The 22,203-nt window shown below is 39.2% G+C and carries 21 protein-coding genes; 2 read left to right on the forward strand and 19 right to left on the reverse strand.

Features of this window, described 5'->3' with window-relative positions:
- Nucleotides 1-28: 28 nt before the first annotated feature.
- The 15 genes from murD to H9648_RS10055 form a co-directional block, all read right to left on the reverse strand.
- Nucleotides 29-1,381 carry a UDP-N-acetylmuramoyl-L-alanine--D-glutamate ligase gene (murD, locus tag H9648_RS09985; protein ID WP_191753690.1) on the reverse strand — a complete coding sequence of 451 codons (1,353 nt, stop codon included), beginning with the start codon at nt 1,379-1,381 and terminating at the stop codon, nt 29-31.
- On the reverse strand, nt 1,382-2,356 hold the full coding sequence (gene mraY / locus H9648_RS09990; protein ID WP_191753691.1) for a phospho-N-acetylmuramoyl-pentapeptide-transferase: 975 nt from the start codon (nt 2,354-2,356) through the stop codon (nt 1,382-1,384).
- The gene (locus H9648_RS09995) at nt 2,353-3,735 is read right to left on the reverse strand and encodes a UDP-N-acetylmuramoyl-tripeptide--D-alanyl-D-alanine ligase (RefSeq protein ID WP_191753692.1); all 1,383 of its coding nucleotides are present in this window, start codon (nt 3,733-3,735) and stop codon (nt 2,353-2,355) included. The genes mraY and H9648_RS09995 overlap by 4 nt, the downstream gene beginning before the upstream one ends.
- On the reverse strand, nt 3,732-5,198 hold the full coding sequence (locus H9648_RS10000; RefSeq protein ID WP_191753693.1) for a UDP-N-acetylmuramoyl-L-alanyl-D-glutamate--2,6-diaminopimelate ligase: 1,467 nt from the start codon (nt 5,196-5,198) through the stop codon (nt 3,732-3,734). Before H9648_RS10000 ends, H9648_RS09995 begins: the two co-directional genes overlap by 4 nt.
- A gap of 222 nt (nt 5,199-5,420) precedes the next feature.
- Nucleotides 5,421-7,355 carry a stage V sporulation protein D gene (locus H9648_RS10005; protein ID WP_191753694.1) on the reverse strand — a complete coding sequence of 645 codons (1,935 nt, stop codon included), beginning with the start codon at nt 7,353-7,355 and terminating at the stop codon, nt 5,421-5,423.
- Nucleotides 7,356-7,418: 63 nt separating this feature from the next.
- Entirely contained in the window at nt 7,419-9,641 is a 2,223-nt protein-coding gene (locus H9648_RS10010) for a penicillin-binding protein (RefSeq protein WP_191753695.1), read from the reverse strand.
- A gap of 15 nt (nt 9,642-9,656) precedes the next feature.
- The gene (gene ftsL, locus H9648_RS10015; RefSeq protein ID WP_191753696.1) at nt 9,657-10,016 is read right to left on the reverse strand and encodes a cell division protein FtsL; all 360 of its coding nucleotides are present in this window, start codon (nt 10,014-10,016) and stop codon (nt 9,657-9,659) included.
- 14 nt (nt 10,017-10,030) lie between these two features.
- Entirely contained in the window at nt 10,031-10,963 is a 933-nt protein-coding gene (gene rsmH, locus H9648_RS10020) for a 16S rRNA (cytosine(1402)-N(4))-methyltransferase RsmH (protein WP_191753697.1), read from the reverse strand.
- 31 nt (nt 10,964-10,994) lie between these two features.
- Entirely contained in the window at nt 10,995-11,426 is a 432-nt protein-coding gene (gene mraZ / locus H9648_RS10025; protein ID WP_191753698.1) for a division/cell wall cluster transcriptional repressor MraZ, read from the reverse strand.
- Nucleotides 11,427-11,553: 127 nt separating this feature from the next.
- Nucleotides 11,554-13,176: a bacillithiol biosynthesis cysteine-adding enzyme BshC gene (gene bshC, locus H9648_RS10030; RefSeq protein ID WP_191753699.1), complete on the reverse strand. Its 1,623-nt coding sequence runs from the start codon at nt 13,174-13,176 to the stop codon at nt 11,554-11,556.
- 80 nt (nt 13,177-13,256) lie between these two features.
- Nucleotides 13,257-13,640 (reverse strand): DUF3397 domain-containing protein, encoded by a 384-nt coding sequence (locus tag H9648_RS10035; protein WP_191753700.1) that lies wholly within the window; start codon nt 13,638-13,640, stop codon nt 13,257-13,259.
- Nucleotides 13,641-13,644: 4 nt separating this feature from the next.
- The gene (locus tag H9648_RS10040) at nt 13,645-14,532 is read right to left on the reverse strand and encodes a ketopantoate reductase family protein (RefSeq protein WP_191753701.1); all 888 of its coding nucleotides are present in this window, start codon (nt 14,530-14,532) and stop codon (nt 13,645-13,647) included.
- Between the two features lie 85 nt (nt 14,533-14,617).
- Entirely contained in the window at nt 14,618-16,156 is a 1,539-nt protein-coding gene (locus tag H9648_RS10045) for an acyl-CoA carboxylase subunit beta (RefSeq protein WP_191753702.1), read from the reverse strand.
- 54 nt (nt 16,157-16,210) lie between these two features.
- Nucleotides 16,211-16,423: an acetyl-CoA carboxylase biotin carboxyl carrier protein subunit gene (locus H9648_RS10050; protein ID WP_144700945.1), complete on the reverse strand. Its 213-nt coding sequence runs from the start codon at nt 16,421-16,423 to the stop codon at nt 16,211-16,213.
- Nucleotides 16,424-16,444: 21 nt separating this feature from the next.
- On the reverse strand, nt 16,445-17,788 hold the full coding sequence (locus H9648_RS10055; RefSeq protein ID WP_191753703.1) for an acetyl-CoA carboxylase biotin carboxylase subunit: 1,344 nt from the start codon (nt 17,786-17,788) through the stop codon (nt 16,445-16,447).
- A 166-nt stretch (nt 17,789-17,954) separates the two neighbouring features.
- Between H9648_RS10055 and H9648_RS10060 the strand changes: the two genes are divergently transcribed.
- Complete coding sequence (locus H9648_RS10060; protein ID WP_191753704.1) at nt 17,955-18,434, forward strand: N-acetyltransferase; 480 nt, start codon at nt 17,955-17,957, stop codon at nt 18,432-18,434.
- Nucleotides 18,435-18,467: 33 nt separating this feature from the next.
- Here the strand turns inward: H9648_RS10060 and H9648_RS10065 are convergent, their stop codons facing one another.
- The 4 genes from H9648_RS10065 to H9648_RS10080 all read right to left on the reverse strand — a co-directional run bounded on the left by H9648_RS10065 (nt 18,468) and on the right by H9648_RS10080 (nt 20,710).
- Complete coding sequence (locus H9648_RS10065) at nt 18,468-19,037, reverse strand: RsfA family transcriptional regulator (protein ID WP_191753705.1); 570 nt, start codon at nt 19,035-19,037, stop codon at nt 18,468-18,470.
- Between the two features lie 87 nt (nt 19,038-19,124).
- Nucleotides 19,125-19,886 carry an enoyl-CoA hydratase/isomerase family protein gene (locus tag H9648_RS10070; protein WP_191753706.1) on the reverse strand — a complete coding sequence of 254 codons (762 nt, stop codon included), beginning with the start codon at nt 19,884-19,886 and terminating at the stop codon, nt 19,125-19,127.
- An 80-nt stretch (nt 19,887-19,966) separates the two neighbouring features.
- Nucleotides 19,967-20,140: a 50S ribosomal protein L32 gene (rpmF, locus tag H9648_RS10075; protein WP_066240492.1), complete on the reverse strand. Its 174-nt coding sequence runs from the start codon at nt 20,138-20,140 to the stop codon at nt 19,967-19,969.
- Between the two features lie 51 nt (nt 20,141-20,191).
- A complete protein-coding gene (locus H9648_RS10080) occupies nt 20,192-20,710 on the reverse strand; it encodes a YceD family protein (RefSeq protein WP_191753707.1) in 519 nt (172 codons plus the stop codon).
- 150 nt (nt 20,711-20,860) lie between these two features.
- Here H9648_RS10080 and H9648_RS10085 point away from each other — a divergent pair, with 150 nt between their 5' ends.
- Nucleotides 20,861-22,066 (forward strand): nucleotidyltransferase, encoded by a 1,206-nt coding sequence (locus H9648_RS10085; RefSeq protein WP_191753708.1) that lies wholly within the window; start codon nt 20,861-20,863, stop codon nt 22,064-22,066.
- The last annotated feature ends 137 nt before the right edge of the window (nt 22,067-22,203 follow it).

Consider the following 22,203-nt stretch of genomic DNA (forward strand, 5'->3'; position numbering starts at 1 on the left):
ACCTCAACTCTTCTTATTTGTACAAACCTTATTTAAGTTTATGCACAGAGTTGATAAACATGTCCCCTCTTTGTTCAAATGTCTTATATTGATCCCAGCTTGCACATGCAGGAGACAATAATATAACATCTTCTTCGGCAGATAAACTGTACGCAAGGGGAACAGCATCTTCCACATTATCAGCACGTTTTATCGTTTCTATTCCTGCCTGTTCCGCTGCTTCCGCTAATTTATCAGCTGTTTGACCAAAAGTGACGATCGCTTTTACATTTTTTAGTGATGGAAGCAGATCATCAAATGAATTTCCACGATCAAGACCACCAGCTAGTAAGATGACGGGTTGTTCAAATGCAGACAACGCTGCATTCGTCGCTAATATATTCGTAGCTTTTGAATCATTATAAAAACGTCTGCCCTTAAACTCTCCGACGAACTGCAAACGGTGTTTAACCCCAGGAAACGAAGTGAGAACTTGATGTATCTGCTTCAATGTAGCACCGGCTAATAAGGATGCCGCTACAGCTGCCATAATATTAGAGAGATTGTGTTTACCAGGTAACACGATCTCACTTAGATCAATAACTTTTTGGTTCTGAAAATAAAGGGCACCATCTTCAACATAAACTCCATCATCATATTTCTTCGTGACAGAAAATGGGATATGCTGCGCATTAGAATCCTTCATCAAATGAGAGACACGTTCATCATCTGCGTTATAGATCACATAATCTGATGGATCTTGGTTCTCAGTAATCTTAGCTTTTGCTTTTCCGTATTCATCAAGAGAACCGTGATAATCTAAGTGTGCTTCAAATAGGTTCAGAAAAACTGCAATCTGTGGCTTAAATCGCTCTGTACCCATCAACTGAAAGCTAGAAAGTTCAGCTACTAATATATCTTTCTCTGTCGACTTCGCTGCAACCTCTGAGAACACAGTACCTATGTTCCCTGCTACGACAGGTGTCTTATCACTGTTTTTTAACATATCACCGATAAGAGTAGTGGTTGTTGTCTTGCCGTTTGAACCTGTAATCGCAATAATTGATGCCTCTGAGATCATACCTGCTATTTCCACTTCAGTATAAACCGGAATGTTGCGTTTAACCGCTTCATCGATCAAAGGGTTTTGGTATGGAATTCCTGGATTCTTTACAATGAAGTCCAACTGGTCATCTAGTAATGTTAGCGGATGATCTCCACAAACTACTTTGATTCCAAGCTTCTCAAGTTTTTCTGCTTCCACATTTCCTTCTCTAGGGCTTTTATCGTTCACTGTTAATTGGGCTCCAAACGAATGAAGCAGTTTTGCACCAGCAAAACCGCTCTTAGCTAATCCTACGATTAATATCTTTTTGTTGTTAAAAAATGTAGTGTCTTTCATCTATACCCACACCTCTAAATAAATTCCTAATGCTGCAAATACCAATCCTACAAGCCAAAATGTAACGACGATGCGCCATTCACTCCAGCCTGACAGTTCATAATGATGATGAAGCGGACTCATCTTAAATACACGCTTACGAGTAAGTTTAAACGATGCTACTTGAATCATTACAGAAAGCGTTTCGATTACAAAAACTCCACCAATAATAACTAGTAAAATCTCAAGCTTTGTTAGAATCGCGACCGCGCTAATCGCACCACCTAATGCAAGTGAGCCAGTATCTCCCATGAATACTTTTGCTGGGTGTGCATTAAAAACTAAGAAGCCAAGTACTGCACCAACCACTGCGACACAAAAAATAGCAGCTTCAAATTGAAGGATAGTAGAAGACAAAACAGCAAACGCACCAAAAGCAATAGCTGCTGTTCCGGCTAACAGTCCATCCAATCCATCCGTAAGGTTTACCGCATTTGAAGCACCGATTAACATGAATACAACTAATATTGGGTAAAACCATCCTAGATCAAACGAAAAATCTGTTCCAGGAACCGAAATTTCTGTTGAGAAATCAATGGCTCTTAATCCTAGGAAGAAAAGAGCTGCAATGATTAATTGACCTACTAATTTTTGTTTTGATGTTAAACCGAGATTTCTTTTCTTTACTACTTTAATAAAATCATCTAAGAATCCTATAAGTCCGTATCCTAATGTAACAAGGATAAGCAGATGGGTCTCTGCCGTAACAGCAAAAAACTTAGCAGTCATCGCATACGTTGCGATAACAAGGGCTAAGACGATAACAATCCCGCCCATTGTAGGTGTTCCCTGCTTTTTTTGGTGAGATTTTGGGCCTTCATCACGGATGCTCTGCCCAAATTTTAATCTTCTTAAAAACGGGATAAAAAAGGGTGAACTTAATACCGCGATTAAGAAGGATGCAACTAATGTAAATAATAAGACTTGCTCAATCATTTTTTCGACTCCTGTTCTTTCTCTACAAATTTCGAGACTAGGGTTTCTAGTACCATCCCTCTTGATGCTTTAAAAAGAATAGCAGTATCTTTTGATAATAATTTAGCAATAGGTTCTTCCGCTTCATCTTTTGTTAGACAATGAATAACCTCAAGGCCTTCATTTTTTTGTTTTTTTAGTTCGTCTGCAATCCAAGCACCTTTTTGCCCTACACATATCACATGAGAGATCGATTCATTCACATGCTTCGCTATGTTTCGATGCATTTCTTCTTCATTTGAACCTAATTCATACATATCTCCAAGAACTGCAACTTTATTAGAATAATCTTTCAGTTCAGCAAGTGTATCTAGAGCAGCAATCATACTCGTTGGACTAGCGTTATAGGCATCGTTGATGAGAAGAGTATCCTTCTTACCGCTTTTCATTTCAAGACGCATAGAAGTAACTTTAAGATTCTCAAGTCCTTCTAGTATCTTATTTTCTTCGATATTCAAGTAATGCCCTACAGCTATGGCATATGCTGCATTTTTTATATTATGTCGTCCTAACATCGGTATGCGATACACAGTTGTACCTTCTTCTAAAGAAAACGTAACACCATGTGCATCTGTCTTAAGGTTACATAACTTCAGTGTGTTGGAATCACCAAATCCAACTTGCAGCACGTTCTCACCTTTTACATGTGAAAGAAGCGGCTCATCTCCATCGATGATAAACAGCCCGCCTTGTTTTAATCCATCTGCAATCTCAAGTTTAGCTTTAGCGATTCCTTCACGACTACCAAGCTGTTCAAGATGGCTTTCACCGATATTCGTAATAACAGCAACATCTGGCTCTGCGATCTTACTTAAAAGAGATATCTCACCATAATCACTCATCCCCATTTCTAGGATCAATACTTCTGTAGTATCTTCCATCGCTAGAATGGTCAAAGGCATTCCAATATGATTATTGTAATTCCCTTGTGTTTTAAACGTTTTAAAGTTTTCAGAGGAAACACTTTCGATCATATCTTTAGTTGTTGTTTTTCCGTTACTACCCGTTACAGCTACTACAACAGGATTGATCTTCTTCAAGTAATATTTAGAGATATCTTGCAAAAATGTTACAGTGTCTTTTGTGTAAAGGATAGGAAAATCTTCCGGCAATCCTAGTGGAAGATCTTTTCCTTCTTGCCAGACCGTAGCTGTGCAACCTTGCTCGATCGCATTTAACAGAAAATCGTGACCATCAAACCGCTCACCAGCTATCGGTAAGTATAGGGCATTCTCGCTTTTATGTCTTGTATCTTTAGAAACACCTTCTAATATCAGGTTCTCATACTTACCACTCGTACGATCTGCTAATGAGACCAGTTCTTTAAAATCTAACTTCATTTTTTCACCGCCTTAATTGCTTCCCTTGCAACGATCCTATCGTCGAATTCTAATATATCTTTTCCAATGATTTGATAGGTTTCATGACCTTTTCCGGCTATAAGTATAACATCGTTTGCACTAGCCTTTTCAACCGCATGTTCAATTGCCTTTTTTCGGTCAGGGATGGTCACATAATTACCATCGTCTACACCCTCTTCCATATCTTTTAAGATTTGAAGAGGATCTTCTGTTCGTGGGTTATCACTTGTAAAGATGGCATGATCAGCTAAGTTAGCCGCAATTCCCGCCATGAGTGGCCGCTTAGTCTTATCACGGTCACCACCACATCCTACGATCGCTGTTATTTTCCCTGTTGCAAACTCTTTAATCGTTCGTAATACATTCTCTAAACTATCTGGCGTATGTGCGTAATCAACGATGACCGTAAAATCTTGACCTGCAATAACAGGTTCGAATCTCCCAGAAACGCCAGTTACTTCTTTTAGACTAGCTAGAATCTGATCTAGATCTAATCCAGATAACAAACATGCTGTTGTTGCTGCGAGCACATTATAAACAGAAAACTTTCCGATAAGCTTCAATGTAACTTTTCTTGAACCAATAGGAGTCTGCAGCGTAAACGTAGTGCCTTGCGCCCCGATCAATATATCGGTTGCTCGAACGTCGCTATCGTTGTCAATTCCATAAGAAACAACCTGTGCGGAAGTAACTCTTTCAAACACTTTTGAAGCTGGATCATCATTATTAAGAACAGCGACTTTACGATCTGATCTGTTATAAGTATTACCCATTTGTGAAAACAGAAGACTCTTTGCAAACTGGTATTCTTCCATATTTTTATGGTAGTCCAAATGATCTTGTGTCAAGTTCGTGAAAACAGCGATATCAAAGTCACATCCCCATACTCTACCTTGAACGAGAGCATGCGAAGACACTTCCATGACGGCTGCTTCCACTTTTTCTTCGGTCATTTGATAAAAAGCATTCTGCAAAAATAATGAATCAGGTGTAGTATTCGCTACCTTAAAGCTTTGATCTTTTATCTTCATTTCAATCGTGCCGATCATCCCAGTGCTTTTCCCAGCATCTCTTAAAACTTTTTCAATGAGATGTGAAGTTGTCGTCTTCCCATTCGTACCGGTGATTCCGATTAAATGGAGTTTTTGGGAGGGATGACCATAAAAAGCATCTGCTAATACCGCAAGAGCTTTTTTTGTGTTTTTAACTTTTATAACAGGAATGTTAACATTAATATCTTTCTCAGCTAAAATAGCAGCAGCTCCGTTATTCGCAACGGTTTCTGCAAAATCATGTCCATCAAACAGAAGCCCTTCCATACATACAAAAAGACAGCCTTTCCCAGCTTTCCTGGAATCCATTTCAATGGAGGTAATTTCAGGATTGGCTTGAATATCCAATTCATAGTTCACTAAATATGTAAGCAGTTCTTTTAATTCCATTAATCCTGATCTCTCCTCTAATCATCGTTAAGCGTATAGTCAAAAAAGCGAAATTTCACATATGTTGCAGCTCATATAAAGGTCTTTTTTGGTGTTATCTTATATGCCGCTCAAATAAGTGCACCAAAATAACATCTTTCTATGAAAGAGCGTTTTATGTGCATCTTTAAAGAAAATAAGCCAAGCAAGATTCCGCGCTTGGCTATGTGTACATTCTTTATTTTAATCTTCCACTTCTTTTTTGTCACCCAAAAATAAACGAATCGTTTTACCAGCTTCTAGCTTTACGCCAGCTTTAGGAGCTTGCTGTACGATGTAGTTCCCTTTTCCGGATGTTTCAATTTTGAGATTATACAGCAGGTTCGTAAGCTCTTTCGTTTGTTTTCCCACTAAATCTGGAACGACTACTTCAGGAGCATCGAGCCATGTTTTCTCTTTTTCTATCTGACCTTTTTGCTTTTTAACGCCCATAGCAGAAAGGCTGTCTTCTATAATATTTCCAACGATTGGTGCTGCCACAATTCCACCAAACTGAAGTGTTTCTTTTGGATTATCTATAGCAACATAAACAACGATCTCAGGGTTGTTAGCAGGAGCCATCCCGATAAAGGAGACGATATGGTTGTTCTTTAAATAAACACCACCTTCAGCCTTTTGAGCAGTCCCCGTTTTCCCTCCGACCCGGTAACCATCAACGAATGCATTCTTTCCAGTCCCTTGAGCTACAACACTTTCTAATGCACGTCTAACTTCTTTAGATGTTTTTTCGGAGATCACTTTTCTTTTAAGTTTTGGTGTTTGCTTACTAACGACTTTCCCAGTAATAGGGTCCACTAATTCTTTAGCTATATATGGTTCGTACAGATAACCTCCGTTTACGGCCGCAGACACAGCAGCTACTTGTTGAATCGGAGTCACAGAAACACCCTGCCCGAATGCGGTTGTTGCAAGTTCAAGCGGTCCAACACGATCTAAGGAGAATAAGATCCCTTTACCTTCTCCAGCCAGATCAACACCTGTCTTCTCTCCAAATCCAAAGTCTTTAATATATTCAAATAGTTTATCTTTACCTAGACGTTGACCAAGAATAACAAACCCTGGGTTGCATGAATTTTGAACGCCTTCTAAGAAGGTCTGACTGCCATGCCCTCCCGCTTTCCAGCATTTAAGCTTTCTTCCTGCAACTTCGATCGATCCAGGATCGTGAAAATGATCTCTATCTAAGTCAACTTTATCTTCTTCGAGTGCTGCAGCAAGCGTGATGATCTTGAAAGTAGAACCTGGTTCATATTGAGCCCACACTGGTAAATTTCGATTGTATACTTCTGGTGAAACTCGTTTGTACTCTTCTGGGTCAAAATCCGGTCGTGAACTCATACCAAGAATTTCTCCAGTGTTCGGATTCATCGCTATAGCGATCGCTCCATCAGGGTCATAGGTGGCTTGTGCGATATCAAGCTCTCTTTCAATAATGGTTTGAACGCGTGAATCTGTCGTTAATCTGAGGTCATAGCCATCTTTCGGTTTTTCATACTTGTCCGATAAAGATGGCATTCTGCGTCCCCTTGCGTCCGAGAAGAAAGAGATATGACCTTTTTCACCGTTCAGCTGTTCATCATAATAGAGTTCTAATCCTGTGAGCCCTTGACTGTCAATACCTGCAAAGCCCAGTACGTGAGAAAGATAAGATCCGTACGGGTAGTGCCTTTTACTATCTTCTGCAACAAAAACACCTGGTAGATTCAAAGCTTCAACTTCTTTTGCCTTCGTATTGCTGATCTTTCGTCCTCCGTTATCGATTCTCACGATAGAGGCTTTCTTGGTAAGTCTTTGGTACACTTCTGTTTTCGATATATTTAACAAAGCAGCCAACTTTTCAGCAGTTTCTTCAGGTTCCTTAATCTGTCTTGGAACGACAAAGACGGTTGGAGCGCTAATATTTGTGGCGAGTACCACGTCATTACGATCTAGAATCTTTCCTCTTTTTGGTTCAAAAGGAATGTCTCTGCTCCAAGAATCAAGGGCTTGATCTGTCAACATATCTCCAAGCACAAATTGAACGTAGCCAAGTCTTACAGAAATAACAAAAAAGAAAGCTATTCCAAAAACAAGAACAAAAATTAAGCGCCTGCGTACAGTTACATTCGAAACTCGCACACACAATACCTCCCTTGTATGTCTCGTTTCAAATATATGCTTGTACACAAGCGCCTAGAACATTTAGTCTGTTACTGGAAGATCTTCATCTTGAGACTGTTCCTCGCTAGAACCCGGGTCTTCCACGTTCTCTTCTTCTTCAGAATCTGTTTCTGATTCTGTTACTTTAGGAGGTTCTAGTTGAACAACAAAGAAATCTCCTTCTTTAACGGGGTTACCGGGTTTAATGCTTTGTTTTACTGCAAATCCGCTTCCCGTTATCGTTTCTTTCAATCCAAGAAGCTTGCTGATTCGTAATATATCCATGTAAGACCAGTCTTTAACATCAGGCATTTTTGCATCACCAGACGTTCTTAATATGACTCTTTCACCTTTCATCACATAAGCACCTTCATATGGTTCTTGGTTGGTGATATCATTACCTGAACCAATGACGGAAACCTGCATTCCGAGTTTTTCTAAATCACTCTTTGCTTTCTCCGCAGATTGTCCAGTGTAATCTGGTAATTCTTTACCGTAAGATTTCTTTACTTTAGAAGATTGATTTTTTACTTTAGCTTCAGGCTGAATATTTAAATATTGAAGCCCGCTTTTCATAACGCTCGTAAAAATATTAGCTACTGGGGTAGAACCCATCTCAGGGAACTCAACCTTAGGACGTTCCACAGCCACATATACTAACAGTTTAGGGTCATCTTTAGGAGCCATTCCCAAGAAAGAGAACACGTTCTCTCCCCAACCAGAAATGTACTTTCCGTCTTTTCCTACGATCTGTGCCGTTCCTGTCTTTCCAGCTACGCTATAACCATCAATCATATAAGGTTTACCCGTTCCATCCGTTACTACTGTTTCTAATATATCTCGTACTTGTTTTGCAGTTTCTTCAGATATCGGCTTACCTGCTACTTTCGGCTCATTTGATAACACCGTTTTCTTCGTTTCTGGGTCCATGATCTTGTCGATCACGTACGGCCTCATCATGTTACCACCATTTGCAATAGCTGTTGCGGCTTGAATCTGTTGAATTGGAGTGATCGTTGTTCCTTGGCCGAACGCAGTGGTTACTTTTTCAATCTCATAGTTATAAAGAATCGATCCACTCTTCTCATTCGGCAGGTCAATGTTCGTCTTTTGATCTAATCCAAATTTAGAGAGATAACTTCTATATTTCTCATAACCTAGTTTTTCACGTACAAGTTTTGAGAACGCAACGTTAGAAGAATTTTGAACTCCTTCGTTATAAGTAATCGGTCCCCATCCTCTTTTATTATGATCGTAGATCGGTCTTCCGATGTTCGGAAGCTTGTACGATCCAGATTGGAACACCTCATTACCGTTGTATTTACCTTCTTCAATGGCTGCTGCCAATGTGAAGATCTTCATTGTTGATCCTGGTTCAAACGGATATGAAACAGCGAAGTTCGTATAGTTTTTTATATCTTTTTTGTTCGGATTAAAACTAGGTGAATTACTCATCGCGAGAATTCTTCCCGTTTTCGGATCAGCAACGATGCCAGTGATCTTTTCTGGCTTGTATTTCTTTGCTGCTTCTTGCACCGCTTCATCTAAGTACAATTGAATCTTCTCATCAAGAGTTAAATAGATATCCTGACCATGTTTCGGTGGTGTGATCGATTCTTTATTTGCTGGAATTGCACGACTGAAAGCATCACCGACAAAGGAGATCTTGCCATCCTTTTCTTGCAAATACTTATCCAGGGATTTTTCAAGTCCCATCAGTCCAGTCTGGACGCCTTCTTCACCGTTTCCAGTGTATCCTAGTACATGAGCGGCAAAGCCTTGGTTAGGATAATAGCGTCTAGATTCTCTTAAGAAATCTACACCCGGAATCTTCATCTTTTCAATCTGCTCTTTTTTGCGATAAGAAACTTTTCTTCCAGATGGGACCTCGACTTGAAATCTGCCTTCTTTACTCAAAAGCTCTTCTAAGTCTTCTTTGTCAGAATCTAGTACTCTTGATAGTTTTTCTGCAGCCTCTTCTGGGTCTTTTATATGATTAGGATACTTTTTGTCGAGAATGGCGATCACGCTGTAAGAAGGAATGTCTTGTGCTATCACTTCACCGTTCCGGTCAAACATCGTTCCACGCTTCGCATCTAAAACGTCACTCTTCAACCATTTTCTTTTCCCGTATTCGATCAAGTCGACCCCTTCTGCGGATTGAGAAGAAGCTACTAGAAAGAATTTACTTGTTAATACAAAAAAGAGCACGGTAAACACAACCATCAGAATACCTGCTCCAACGTTTTTTCTTTTTAATTTCATAACAACACCTGCTTTTTAGTCCTGAACCACTTTTACGTTCTTATCGTCAAAGATGAATCCTTGTTCCTTTGCCAACTTCATGATGCGTTCGGGATTGCTTAGTTCTGTAACTTGAAGGTGATAATCTTCAACGATCTTCGTTTCTGCAGTAAGGTCCTTTTGAATATTCTCAACTTCAGCAGTTGCCTGATAAACGGACGCGTATAGAGAAATGAGCCAAATCAATCCGGCAATTAAGACCACCCCCATAGCTCCCCATAATACGACTTCACCTTTTGTAAATATCTTACGAGATGGCTGCTGTACCGGCTTTGGGTTTCTTTCTGGCTGTAACTGTACTTGTTGTTTTTGAACTTGATAGGCTAAATTGCTCACTTTAGCTCTCCTCTCTATTTTTGTTTTTCAGCGACCCTCAATTTTGCTGAGCGTGATCTTCTGTTTTCTTCAAGCTCATTTTCTGTTGGTACGATCGGTTTTCTTGTGATGAGTTTTAATTCTGGTTTGTATTCTTCAGGAATAACCGGCAGTCCTGGAGGGAGTTCCGGACCTGTGCTTGCTTTTTTTAGGATATTTTTACACGCACGATCTTCTAAAGAATGGAAGGTGATAACCGCAATCCTGCCACCGATATCTAATAGTTCAATGGAATCTTGCAATGCATCTTCAAAAGCGTTCAATTCATCATTTACAGCGATACGAATGGCTTGGAATGTCCGTTTTGCAGGATGTCCGCCTGTTCTTCTTGCAGGAGCAGGTATAGCATCCTTTATTATTTCGACAAGTTCTCCAGTTGTTTGAATCTCTTTTTTCTCACGAGCCGCTTCAATTTTTCTAGCGATATGTTTAGCAAATTTTTCTTCGCCATATCTTGAGATAATCTTCATTAAATCATTGAACGGCCATTCATTCACAATTTCTTTTGCTGTAAGATCATTTGATTGATCCATTCGCATATCAAGCTCAGCGTCATGTTGATAGCTAAACCCTCTATCCGCTTCATCTAGTTGCGGAGATGAGACACCTAAATCAAATAGGATGCCATCCACTTTATGTATGCCACGTTTAGAAAGCTCTTCTTTAATATGACGGAAATTGCTGCGAATAATCGTATACTTTCCTTCATGTTCCTTTAGAACCTGACGGGCGTTTTCAATAGCAATGTCATCTTGATCAAATGCATATAGATGGCCAGTTTCTAATTGAGACAAAATAAGTGCACTATGACCTGCCCCACCTAACGTACAATCAACATAAATTCCATCTGGTCTCACGTGTAAAGCATCTACTGATTCTTGTTTTAAAACGGTTATATGGTCAAACATGGAAAATTCCTCTCTGCTATAAACTTAAGGGTTATAAATCAAAGTCCATCAGACTCTCTGCAATTTCTCCAAATGAGTCTTCTGACTTTGAGAAGTATTCTTCCCAAATTGATTTACTCCAAATTTCAATTCTATTCGACACACCTATCACTACGCAATCCTTTTCTAGTTTTGCATAGTCTCTGAGCGGAGATGCAATGTTCACTCTTCCCTGTTTATCTAACTGACACTCAGCAGCTCCAGAAAAGAAAAAACGAGTAAATGCACGTGCATCCTTTTTCGTGAATGGCAAACTCTTCAACTTTTCTTCGATGACTTTCCACTCATTTAAAGGATAACCGAATACACATTGATCCAATCCGCGAGTTAAGATAAACTCTGTGCCTAGTTCGTCACGAAATTTGGAGGGGATGATCATACGTCCTTTTTCGTCGATGCTGTGCTGATACTCTCCCATGAACATATGATCACCCCACTTTCTCCCCTAAATCTACCACAACGCTCCACTTTTCACCACTACAAGTATTATTCGTGTACAAAAAAAAAAATCCTGCTGTAGCACAGGATTTTTCCTAAAATAATTTATCGTTTTATACGTATACAATCTTATGTTTTCCATTAAATTGATAAGGGTATTGTACAAGGTTATCCACAAGACAGGAACCTTCTTCATTAATAAATTGATAGATGTTCCAGATTCTTTCTTGCAGGATTCCTGTCGGCTTTAATTGCAGCATGATCTCATCAAATTCGGCAAGTGGTTCTTTTACCTTTTTTCGAACACGCTGTTCTAGCTTATCCTCCATATAGTCGATCTCTGATAAGATTCTCTTCAAGTTGTGATCCGCAACGGAAAGAAGCTTCGGATCTATATCTTCTGCTAGCTTTATCAGTTTTTCATAAGAAGAAGTAAACTCTGCTCTTACAGATTGCACTGTTTCATAAGTCTCGATGGGACGGTTTAAAGTAAACCACTCGCGTTTATATTCTTCCGTACCATTCTCTAAAACTTGTTTTACCGTTAATTTCTTTGAATGAAGCAATTCGTTAACCTCAGCAGTTACGAGAGTAAATGAAAGCCTTGGTGTTAATATCGGCATCGTCCTATTAAATTGGCTAAAAACCTTTCCAAGAACAGCCCAATAGGCAATTTCACCAGGTCCAGCAACAAACGATAACACAGGTAGAAGAAACTCTTGCATCAAAGGACGCGTCACGACATTATTGCTGAATTTTTCTGGGTGTTCAACCGCTTCTTCAAGTAGTTCTGCTTTTGAGATCGTGAAGTCTTTCTCTTTAGAGGAGAATCCATTTTCATCACGATACAACAAGATTCGTTCCTGATCCTTCGTATAGAATAGATGTGCGTTGTTATCTTGAACCTCTATCGGTGCGGAATAACCACTTTTGCACAGTTCTTCCGTGCGTAAATTAAAAGCCTTATCGATCTCGCTGTTATGAAGAATCATCTCTTTTAACATCATCGATTGCAGTTTTTTAAAAGCAGGATCTCCAGAATCTAATACAATCAGGCCGTCTTCAGAGAACCATTTGGAAAGAAGTTTCGCGAAGAACGTAACGATTGAATCTGATTCCTTCAAGATACGTTCTGTCTCTGCAACTAGATCACTAGTAAAAGCTGTTTCACCAAAGGAACGAAATACTTCCTTCAACCAAGGTTGAACCTCATCTCTATTCCATTCCCATTGGGAGGCTGAAGATTTAATGCTGCTCGCTGACTTTAATGATACTTTTTTCGCAGTATTGTTCTTGGGAACCATAACATGGTTGATCTCATCCATATCATGATCTTCACCAGCTATCCAGAATATTGGAACAACCGGAACATTTAATTCTTTTTCAGCTTGTTTTGCTAGTTGAATGGTACTGATGCACTTGTAGATCACTAAAAGCGGTCCAGTTAAAAGTCCTGCTTGTTGTCCACCAACGACAGCTACACTATCTTCTGCATTCAACTTTTGTATGTTCTCTATTGTTTTGGGCGAAGAACCAACCTTTTGATTATAAGAAGTCAGATAATCCGTAAGACCCTGTCTAGGAAACGAATAACGCTTCAATTCCTGTTGTCTTTTTGCCCATTCATGCTTGTCATAAGGAGATTTATAATCAAAAAAACGGACAACCTCCGCATCTCCGTTGGAGTACCCTTCTAAAAAAGGCGATGTATGAAGCTGCATTTCCTCCAGTCTCATTTATGAACTTCCTTTCTACGTATCAATTACATCCTTAACGAGTATAGCAAAGAACGATTGAAGAACATAAAAAATATGCTCTAAATGTCCAAAATACGTGAAACGATTCCATATGTCATCAACGAAAAGTAACCAATTGAAAGAACAAGAAACTGCAGACGCCAATTTAACCTAAGTATTTTTCCGATAGACAGATCCAAATCATTTTTCCAAATCACATATGTAAAAAGTAAACAGCCGAATAGAAATACGAGTAGAAGAATCCAGTAATAAGAATGGCCCCAAATTTCTACAGTCATTCTTTCAATAGCCATAAATAAAAATAACGTTGTACTATCAACACCCGCCTTAAAGGCTTTTCTCCTTTTTTTCGTAAGCTTTAACACGCTCTTATTAACAAGAAAAAAGACAATATAAGGAACGGTTATTAAAGTAGCAATAATCGCACCTAGAACACTTGCCAATCATTCATCCTCTCCTATCCAATGCACTGATCGCTTCATAAGCAAAACGAGAATAAGGGGTTTGAATCTTCAATTCGTTTCCCCTCTTAATAACCTCACCCGTAATACTCTCAATTTCCGTTTGCTTACCACTCTCTACGCTCTTTAACATTGAAGAACGGTTTAATGAAGTATTTCTGCATAGGACTAACAATTCCTTCCATAATACTTCACGCCGTCCTGTCATATTCAATACGGAAACAGCTTCATCAAAAAGTTCTTGCATCATAGAGAGTGCATGCGGGTTCGTTAAAAGTTCTCCATTTGTTATTCTTAACAACGCTGTAAGTGGATTGATGGATGCATTCATAATTAGTTTTTCATAAACCATTGGCTCCCACTCTTTTTCTAATGCAATTGGAAAACGACTTGAATGAAGTAATCCGCCCCACGTCTGTTCGGAATCACCTCTATACGAGGAAACTTTTATCCTGCCTTCTCCTAGATGATGAACGGTCGTATAACCTTTCTTGATCGCCCCGTGCTCAACAACACCAATACTTATTTGTTTTTGTGGCATGCTTTTCAAGAAAGATAGATGACTGATTCCATTTTGTAAAAAAAGATAGGAAACTTCACTGTATGTAATCAATCCATGTATTTCATTCATCGCTGTTTGTTTAACGGCGATGATACACGATGACTCTTCACCAAAATATTGTGCGAATGGCTTCGCATCAACCTTTACAGTTGTATCTGAACCTTTTGTATCTCTATAAGTCAGTCCAGATTTTCTGAGTTCCTTTGCTTGTTCAGAGCTTCTTGTATATATTACAGGTTCTTGCCCGTTCTGCTTTAAAAAATAGGAAACTAATAACCCGATGGCCCCGCCGCCAATAACACTTATTCTCATAATAAAAATCACCTCAACTTACTCGATATTATCATATTCTTAAATCAACCTAAAAAAACCTCCCAAGTTCGGGAGGTTCATCTTATTAAACCGGATAGACAGGATGCTTTCGTTCACTGAATACCATTTCTTTGTTTTCATAAAATGCAAAACGGTTTGTAAGTTCATCTCTTAAAGCAGAAGGCGCAACAATATCATCAATGATCATCTCAGACGCAAGCTTATAAATATCAATATGCTCTTTGTATTCTTGTTGTTTTTGCTGAACAAATTGAATACGCTCTTTTACATCTTCAATCTCATTAATCTTGTTAGAATATACAGCGTTTACTGCTGCTTCTGGTCCCATAACCGCAATCTGAGCCGTTGGCAACGCAATACAACAATCAGGTTCAAATGCTGGACCCGCCATTGCATATAGACCTGCACCATACGCTTTTCGGACGATCACTGAAATTTTAGGTACAGTTACATCACTCATCGCAGCTATTAACTTAGCACCATGACGTATAATTCCAGCTCTTTCTACTTTCGTTCCGATCATAAAGCCTGGAACATCAGATAAGAAAAGTAAAGGGATCGAGAATGCATCACAAAGTGTTATAAAGCGTGCTGCTTTGTCTGCAGAGTCAACAAACAGTACGCCGCCTTTTACTTTAGGCTGATTCGCGATAATCCCGACTGGTTTTCCATCAATACGTCCAAAGCCCGTCACGATCTCTTGCGCGAATAATTTTTTCATCTCAAAAAAACTACCCTCATCAATGAGTCCATCAATAAATTCATACATATCAAACGGAACGTTCTGATTTTCTGGTACGATCGCTTCTAACTCTCTTCCCGCTTTAGGAGCAATTGAATCAACAACCGGAGCTTTTAATTTATAGTTACTCGGAAAATATGATAGATACCTTTTGGCTTCTTCAATAGCTTCAGTTTCATCTGCTGCCAAAACGTCGCCACATCCACTAACAGAGCAGTGCATTCTTGCTCCACCCATTTCTTCAAGCGTCACTTTTTCACCGATTACTTTCTCAGCCATTCGTGGACTTCCTAAGTACATGGATGCATTTTGATCGACCATGATCACGATGTCACAAAAAGCTGGTATATATGCTCCACCTGCTGCTGAAGGACCAAATAGAATACAAACTTGTGGAATCATCCCAGACATTTTTACTTGATTGTAAAATATCTTGCCCGCTCCCCGGCGGTTAGGAAACATATCTATCTGATCGGTAATTCTAGCACCAGCAGAATCAACAAGATAAAGCATCGGTACCTTTAATTTTTGTGCGGTCTCCTGTATGCGAATGATCTTTTCAACTGTTCTAGCCCCCCAAGAACCCGCTTTGACAGTAGAATCATTAGCCATTACACAGACCGTCTTCCCGCCAACTTTACCTATTGCAGTTACAACCCCATCTGCTGGCAGATCACCTGCTTGATTATTTGCAAACTTAGCATCTTCAACGCTGTATTCACCATCATCAAAAAGAAGTCTTAAGCGGTCTCGTACGAACATCTTATTTTGAGAATTGTTCTTCTCATGATATTTTTGTGCACCACCAGCTTCTATTTGATCGATCTTTTCCTTTAATTGATTTTCTAATTTTGCTACCATGATTTACCTCCTTCAAGAGAATGAGCGCTCGTTCAGATTGTATGCACGCTAATTTTATTTTAGTGTAACGAGTACGTCGCCCTCATTCACAAAATCTCCAGATGCAAACTTAATATTTTCTACTGTTCCTGCATCTACAGCGTCAACGGGTATTTCCATTTTCATAGATTCTAAGATAATAACGGTTTGTCCTGCTGCTACCTCGTCACCTTCACTCACTAATACTTGCCAAACTGTGCCTGCCATAGATGCTGTAATTTCTTTCATTTCTCTCTCTCCTCTGTCTAATTATGGTTTTGAAACTTTTCTCTTACTTAAATAGCTAGTGGTATAGTCACCTTTTGTAAAATCTTCTTCTTTCAGGATCATTTGAAAGAGTGGTATATTCGTTTTCAGGCCCTCTATCTCAAGTGCATCAAAAAATTCAACCGCATTTTTAATACATGCTTCACGATTGGAATCGCTTACAATTATTTTCGCGATCATTGGATCATAAAAAGGTGTAACAGCATTTCCACTATCATAACCCGAATCGATCCTTACCTTCTCAGAGCTTGGCCATATTAATTTTTCTATCTTACCAGGTGACGGGAAGAAAGTGATTGGATCTTCTGCATAAAGTCTAAACTCTATCGCATGACCTTTACTCATGATTTCCTCTTGAGTCAATGGAAGTTTTTCACCTCTAGCTACTTGAATCTGCCATCTTACTAGATCAAGTCCTGTAATACTCTCTGTAACAGGATGCTCAACTTGAAGTCTTGTGTTCATCTCTAGAAAATAGAAATCTCCGTTTTCGCTTACGACAAATTCAACGGTTCCCGCATTCACATAGTTTACTGCTTCTGCTGCTTTAACAGCCGAATCAGTAATTTTAGAACGAAGGCTTTCTGTTAAGAATGGTGATGGTGATTCTTCGACAACTTTTTGATTTCTTCGCTGAACGCTGCAATCTCTTTCAAAAAGATGAACGATATTTCCATGTGTATCACCCATGATTTGAACTTCAATATGTCTAGCATTCTCAATACATTTCTCTATAAACATTCTGCCAGAGCCAAAGTAGTTCTTAGCGCGTTGTTGCGATGAGACAAAATGTTTACGCAGATCTTCATTGTTATCACATTTCACCATGCCGATTCCGCCACCGCCGCTGCTTGCTTTAAGCATTACTGGATAACCGATCTGCTCGGCAAGTTTTACACCTTCTTCAACATCTTCGATAGGTTCGATCGTTCCAGGTACGATTGGAACACCTGCTTGCTGCATCGTTTTTCTTGCCATGATCTTATCACCCATCCACTCAATGGTTTGAGGTGAGGGACCTATAAAAGTTATTCCAGCTTTCTCTATCTTTTTGGCAAACTCATCATTCTCAGATAATAATCCATAACCTGGATGGATAGCATCTACCTTATGTTTGAGAGCGACTTCTAAGATCACTTCACTCTGCAGATAAGATTTCACTACCGGAGGTTCACCAATATGTACCGCCTCATCCGCAGCTTTTACAAAAGGGAGGTCTTTGTCTGCTTCAGAATATACTGCAACCGTTTGAATGTCCATTTCCTTACACGTTTGAATAATCCGCAGTGCAATCTCACCACGATTAGCGATTAATATTTTTTTCATGTTCATCCTCCTTCCTGATGTCAACATTACCTTTTTCGACATAAAAACCAAAAATCCCTTTTTGTAAGCGTAAACTAAACGAATATTTTATTTTTAAAGAATTTTTTGCATAATTAGTATATACTATAACTATAGAGAAAAGTACAGAAAGACTGGGGGAGAACATATGTTAAAGTATGAAGTAAAAAAATTATTAGTTAACTATAAAACACTTGAAGAATTTAAGCAGTTCAAAGAATATGGAGTACAAGAATTGTCAATGCTTGAGGATCTTCAAGAAAATATGATTGAAAACGACAGTGAGTCTCCGTTCTATGGCATTTATTATGGTGATAAACTAGTAGCACGCATGAGCTTGTATCAGATCGAAGCTGCTTATGATCAATATTTTGATCCTCCACAAGATTATTTAGAACTTTGGAAACTAGAAGTATTGCCTCACCATCAGACTAAAGGTCTAGGAAAATCATTAGTAGAGTTCGCTAAAACGTTCCACCTTCCGATAAAGACGAATGGCAGACAACAATCTGGCGGTTTTTGGGAGAAGATGGGCTTTGAAGCTGTAACTTATAATCAAGACCGTGATCGTGGTCAGAATCCTTATGTATGGTATCCAACAGGCGTAAGTGAACAACGTCTCGCATAAAAAATAAAAAAGATGGCATCTGCCATCTTTTTTTTAATTTCTCACAGGAACTTCTACTAACTTCCTTGCCCGATCCATAATCTGCAAAACATCTTTATAATCACGGTATACGGTCTCATATTCTTTATTTACTTTACTAAGTTTACTTTTCAGTGTTCCGTTTTCCTTCTTAAGGTTTTGAAGCTTCAACAGTAACGCTTTATTTTCCGCTTCTAAGTTCTTTGAAACTGGTTTTTCAGCTTGAAGTTGCTGTAAAAACAGTATGATGTCATTTAAAGAGAGAGGCGTATCGCTTTTGGCACTGTTTGAAGGGATTTCATGAAGTACCTCATTATGATTCTCTATGGTTGAAGCAAACTGTTTAACTTTACGTTTATTTCGCTCTTTTCGTACTTTTTTAGCCTCAGTTATCGCTTTATCATATTGTTTGCGGATGAGCGAGTTCCACCGGAAACCACAAGCAGCAGGTGTTCTCGTTAGTTTCTCTCCTACCTCTTCAAATGCAACCAGCTGTGTACTTCCCTCTCGAATATGCCGCAGTGTTACCTCAGCAAGAATAGCATCTTCCTCTTTTGTCCAGGCATCCTGGCGCAAATTTGTCATTAAGATCCCCCCATTTTAGTGGTTTGTAATAAGAATATGCTAGTGCTAGATAAGATAGACTTTTTATTCTACTAAAATGGGGAAAACTTATTTTTTTAAAAAGGCTTCTACTCTTTTATGGTGTTCGTCTGACGCCCATAACTTTGCACAGCGTTCGATCTCATTTTGTACGCTCTGCTTTATTCTTCCTGCATCAAATCTTTCAAGCTGTAGAGCTTTATAAGATTCGATAACACCCAGAGGTTGAGAAGTAAAACGACTTACATAGCGTTCTGTTTCTTTCAAACTGTTTCCTTTAATAACATATTGGATGAATCCATAATCCATGCCTTGCTTAGCTGTAACAGGAGTAGAGCTGTATAAGAGGTCCATGGCTCTTGTCAGGTTGATTCTTTCTAAGAGGTAAGTCCCTCCTCCCCAGCCCGTTGTAATGCCTAAACGACCTTGGATAAACCCTACCTTCGCCTCCGCTCGAGCAAGCCTTATATCGCAAGCTGATGCTATCTCACATCCGCCCCCAACTGCTGATCCGTTTAGAAGAGCGATAGTAGGTTTTGGAAAAAAGAATAGCTCGTGAAGAATGTTACCCATTTTTGATAACATCCCGTATGCTTGTTCTTCGGTCTTTAATGAATGGAAAGCACTAAGGTCTCCTCCCGAACAAAACGCTTTTGAACCTGCTCCCGTTATGATAAGAACTTTTACCTCTTCGTCCTTTTTTGCTGTGTTCAATAGAGTGGATAAGTGTTTCATCACTTCGTAGTTGATCGCATTACGCACAGATGGACGATTCAATGTGATCCACCCTATTCCATTCTTTTTTTCCCATAATACAGGTTGCTCGTTCACTATCTACACCTCCGATACAAAAGAAAACGCTTTATTTATGTATATGAAAAAACAGGAAGCCTATAGCTTCCTGTTTTTCATTACTTGCTAACTACTTCTTTTCCTTTGTAAGATCCACACTCACGGCAAACGCGGTGAGATAACTTGTATTCTCCGCACTGTGGACACTTTACCATACCAGGCATGGAAAGCTTGTAGTGTGTACGACGCTTCGCTTGGCGAGTTTGAGAAGTTCTGCGAAAAGGTACTGCCATTTGTATCCACCTCCTTAAAGGTTCTAGAAAGAATCATTATAACCTATTCTTTCACTTTTTGTCTTCGTCAAAAAATTTAGCCAGACCTTCCAAACGCGGATCAATCCGGTTTTTCATGTCCTCATCCGTAACCCTCTTCCATCCTTTACCTTCAATAGGAGCAGGACTGTCTGTCACATCAGCAGCCGTAATTTTCAACGGTTTTTCAAGCAAAATATGCTCTTCGATGACAGGGAGAAGGTCAACGTAATGTCCTTCGACTTTGTGAAGGCTCTCTTCATCTTCGAATTCCGTATAGTTCGGATCGAAAATAAAAATTTCCGTCGTTTTTACCGAGAATGGAAATTCCACATCTACCAAAGTGTTGGCACATGGCAACACCATTTTTCCTTTTATGTTTAAGTAAAAAGTGGCTTTTTGCTGAGTTACATCTGCATGTCCTTCTACGTGAACAGGATCAACGCTTCTGATCTCCGGGTCTTTTTCCATCACTCCGCTCACATCAACATTTTGTTCAAATGTTAACGGTTTACGGTAAAAATTTTTAATTTCTTGTAGTGACCATTTCATGTCTTTATCACCTCAAGGCAACAGTAGTAATTATATCGGTCATCAAATAAAATGTCAATATTTTATCTTTACACTGATACTTTTGATTCTAAACTCTTTTTAGTACAATGTAAACAAGTATAATCGAACGTTTAAAAGGAAGTGGAACAGTTGAAAGCAACTGGTGTTGTTGTAGAATATAATCCGTTTCACAATGGACATTTTTATCATTTACAAGAAACGAAAAAAGCTACAGGTGCTGATTGTATTATCGCCGTGATGAGCGGTAATTTCCTTCAACGAGGAGAACCAGCTCTTTTGTCAAAATGGAAAAGAACAAAGATGGCGCTATTAGGTGGAGCCGACCTTGTTATTGAACTTCCTTATTCATTTGCCACTAGCCATGCGCCTCGTTTTGCATTTGGTAGCATTTTTTTGCTTCAATCTCTTGGTGCAGAGTCTTTTTGTTTTGGAAGCGAATCTGGGGATGCTGAACTTTTTAATAAGACTCATGACTCGGTGAACGCTCAACAGGAAACCTACCAGGAACATGTTCGTTCATTTATGAATAAAGGTCTATCATATCCCTCAGCTGCTTCACGAGCATACGAATCACTGGATATTCCTTTGGCTCTCGATCTCAGTAAACCGAATAATATTTTAGGTTTTGAGTATGTAAGAGCTAGCCGTGAGTTAGGTTCTCATATCCGACCTGTTACGATAAAGAGGAAAAATGCTGATTACCATGATGTCATGCTAGGCAGAGGTAATATTGCTAGTGCAACAGCTATTAGAGAAACTATTTTTAAAGGTGATGTAAAACAAGCTGCACCATATATGCCCCATTACACACTTGAGATGTTAGCTGAAGAACGAGTTGAAAAAGGTACTCTTATGCACTGGGAACGCTTTTTTCCTCTTCTTCGTTATCAACTATTATCTACAAGTCCCCATGAAATAAACCGTTATTACGAAGTTGAAGAGGGTTTAGAATATAGAATGATCGAAGCGATGAAGAGATCTGACTCATTCGAGACTTTCATGAAGCATTTAAAGACAAAACGTTATACATGGACAAGATTGCAGCGCGCGTGTTTACACGTTTTAAATAAGGTCCAAAAAGACGAGATGTTGGCCATTCTAGACTCATCCCCCTCATACATTCGCGTGTTAGGGATGACAGGTAATGGCAGAGATTACTTAAGTACTGTCAAAAAATCTTTAGACCTGCCTCTCGTTACTACTGTCTCTAAACATGATTTTGCTGGATTGAAGATGGAAGCTAAGACATCTTTAGTCTATGCTCAAGGTGCAGCTCGGGATATTCTGCGAGCTGAAAAAGAAGAATTTAACACTCCTCCAATAATGGTGAATTGATCAAGGGTTGGGGTTATATGGGATGGCGCTCGTATTTTTGATATGGCGCTCGTATTTTTGATATGGCGCTCGTATTTTTCATATGGCGCTCGTATTTTTCATATGGCGCTCGTATTTTTCATATGGCGCTCGTATTT

It is taken from the genome of Fictibacillus norfolkensis (assembly GCF_014836645.1).
GTDB classification, from domain to species: Bacteria; Bacillota; Bacilli; order Bacillales; family Fictibacillaceae; genus Fictibacillus; species Fictibacillus norfolkensis.